Source organism: Psychrobacillus sp., from assembly GCF_056205495.1.
On record NZ_JBAEAP010000537.1, the window covers coordinates 1 to 2,629 of the forward strand.

General features: G+C 36.9%; 4 protein-coding genes. All 4 read left to right on the forward strand.

What is annotated here, in order from left to right:
* Positions 1–296 precede the first annotated feature (296 nt).
* The gene (locus AC06OU_RS15170) at positions 297–680 is read left to right on the forward strand and encodes a GntR family transcriptional regulator (RefSeq protein WP_475856886.1); all 384 of its coding nucleotides are present in this window, start codon (positions 297–299) and stop codon (positions 678–680) included.
* Positions 667–1,554 (forward strand): ATP-binding cassette domain-containing protein, encoded by an 888-nt coding sequence (locus AC06OU_RS15175; RefSeq protein WP_475856887.1) that lies wholly within the window; start codon positions 667–669, stop codon positions 1,552–1,554. The genes AC06OU_RS15170 and AC06OU_RS15175 overlap by 14 nt, the downstream gene beginning before the upstream one ends.
* Complete coding sequence (locus AC06OU_RS15180) at positions 1,538–2,272, forward strand: hypothetical protein (RefSeq protein WP_475856889.1); 735 nt, start codon at positions 1,538–1,540, stop codon at positions 2,270–2,272. Before AC06OU_RS15175 ends, AC06OU_RS15180 begins: the two co-directional genes overlap by 17 nt.
* The coding region (locus AC06OU_RS15185; protein WP_475856891.1) for a hypothetical protein at positions 2,269–2,629 on the forward strand (361 nt) is incomplete at its 3' end. The genes AC06OU_RS15180 and AC06OU_RS15185, both read left to right, overlap by 4 nt.

The window sequence follows — 2,629 nt, forward strand, 5'->3', positions numbered from 1 at the left end:
AATTTAAAAGCTCCAGATAATATGCCAGCAGAACCGATTAACTTAAATTTTGATATAGAGCTAAATTAGTCGTATGAATATAAAAAATATAGTAGGGTACCTCTTAATAGGAGCTACCTTCATATTAATTATCTTTATGAAGTTCTTTATCGGGAATAAATTCTTTGAGTTCTTGATCACATCCTAAGGGTGTGATTTTTTTATTGTCCAAATTGTATAGACAATTACATTTTAATATTATATACTACATTACATCACTAATGCACTAAATTTAGGTTGAGAGGAGACTTACCGCAATGATTTTAAATTCGGATAGTGCTAAGCCCATCTACGTACAAATTGCGGAATGGCTAGAAAATGAAATTATAGCTGATCGTTTTAAGGATGACGAAAAGATATATTCTCAATATCAGCTAGCTGAGCTGTTTAATATTAATCCAGCAACTGCTGCGAAGGGGTTAACGATACTAGTAGATGAAAAGATTTTATATAAGAAAAGGGGACTTGGGATGTTTGTGGCGACAGACGCTAAGACAATGATTTTAGGCAGACGGAAAAACCAGACACTTATGCAAATGGTGTCCGATTTAGTTTTAGAGGCTGACAGATTGTCGATTACCAAAGAGGAGCTAATTCAGCTTATACATAAATGCGAGGTGAAACCTTATGAAGGTAATTGAATGTTTTGATGTTCAAAAAAGTTACCGTCAGATGAATGCTTTAGAAAAAATAACATTTCAGTTAAGTGATCAAAAAATAACTGGTATTATTGGTCGTAATGGCGCAGGAAAGACAACATTGCTTAAAATACTAGCAGGTTTTATGCCACCTACCTCTGGAGAAGTACGTGTTTTTGAGAGAAATCCTTATAATGATTTGTTAGTCTCAGCGAATAGTATTTTGGTAGATGATACGATGACCTTTCCCGATTCGTTAAACTTGGGAGAAATTTTAAAGGTCGCTGAGACTTTCTATAGCAAATGGGATGCAGAGTTGGCCAAACGCCTATTTGACTACTTTAAATTAAATCCGAAGCTTAAGCATTCAAGCTTATCTAAAGGAACAGCTGCTACGTTTAATCTAATCTTTGGGCTCTCTACTCGTTGTGAGCTAACCCTGCTTGATGAACCGATGAATGGGATGGATGAAGCAGTAAGGTCAGACTTTTACCGAGCGTTGCTAAAGGATTATATAGCTCATCCTCGTTCTATTTTGATCTCTAGCCATCATTTAGCAGAGATAGAGCACTTGTTGGAGGATATCCTCTTGGTACACCAAGGAAGGGTGGTCTTACATCAACCGCTTGACGAAATAAGAGAGTATGCCGTGGGATTACAGGGGAATGCAACTGACATTGAAAGATGGACGCAAGGAGAAGAGGTTTATTTCTCCAAGCAGTTAGATCATCAAAGAAAATATGTCGTTGTAAAATACAGTTCTTCCATAGAGAAGGCTCGCACAGAGGGTGCTATGCTACAGGCTTTATCGGCGAGCGATGTGTGTATGTATGTGACGAGTGAAACAAAGGAGGGGATTGATGATGTTTTTAAGTAATGTCAGTTTAGCAAGTGTGATAAAGACACAGGTAAAGTTCAAATTACAGGCATATATAGGGGCTGTTCTATCTCTCATATTTATACAAATATTAGGATTACTTCTTACTAGTAGTACGGGAATGATGGGAACAAGTAGTATTGGCACAGAAATTACTATCAGCACATACACACTTGATGGTGTCTTCCTCTTTGTAGCTGCATGGGCAGTATTTGTAGGAAACTTAATCACTACGAAGGCTTATCGCTATGATGATTTTACATTTGTTTCCACGAGATTAAGTAGCAACGTCGCGAATATTGCTGTGCTGATGATTGTCAGTGCCGTTGCATCGGTTACAACTTTTTTATGTACGTATTTGTTGAGATTATATCAGGTATTGTTTAGTAACGTGGTGTTTATTGATGGCCCAGGGATATTGGATGAGCCTATGCAGACCATACAAACTTTGCTTTTACTATTTATCTTAATATGGATGTTCACTTCCTTTGGATATTTAATCGGAGCGTTAGGTCAAAAGCATAAGGCATTAATATTTATACCCTTTGTAGTTTTTATGGGGCTAGTGATGACCATGAGCACTGTTTGGCTTAAGGTCTTGAGGTTCTTCTTTATGGATGGAGATTTATGGTTATTTATGCTGAAAATATTTGGTGTGACCGTAATTTTCTTTTTAATCTCAGCTGCCTTGGCTAATAGGTGGGAGGTACGAGCATGAGTAGTATATGGACAGCATTCCTAATAGGCTTGCTCCCTCTCGTTCTATTACTTTTAATAGTAGTATGGGGGATAAAGAAGGGTACAAAAAGTATAAATGGTTCGTTGCAGCTTAAAAAATCTTTTATTTTCACATATATTGCCATACTGTTTGTGGCGATGTTAGTTTATGAGCTCATTCCTAATAACCACTTAGAGCTTTTGACGGAGGAAGAAGTTCAAGCACTAGAAGCAGAAAACATACAATTAGAAGAAACTTTAAGAAACTACGAGGAGAATAATCTTACTGAAAGATTTCTAATAGATGAGTGGTCTCATGAGTTAAGTGGAAATACGTTATCTATAGGCTATGAAGGCA

What these genes read in the sequence shown, in the direction of transcription:
- AC06OU_RS15180 (WP_475856889.1), top strand. Translation starts at nt 1,538, where the DNA reads ATGATGTTTTTAAGTAATGTCAGTTTAGCAAGTGTGATAAAGACACAG.
- AC06OU_RS15170 (WP_475856886.1), top strand. Translation starts at nt 297, where the DNA reads ATGATTTTAAATTCGGATAGTGCTAAGCCCATCTACGTACAAATTGCG.
- AC06OU_RS15175 (WP_475856887.1), top strand. Translation starts at nt 667, where the DNA reads ATGAAGGTAATTGAATGTTTTGATGTTCAAAAAAGTTACCGTCAGATG.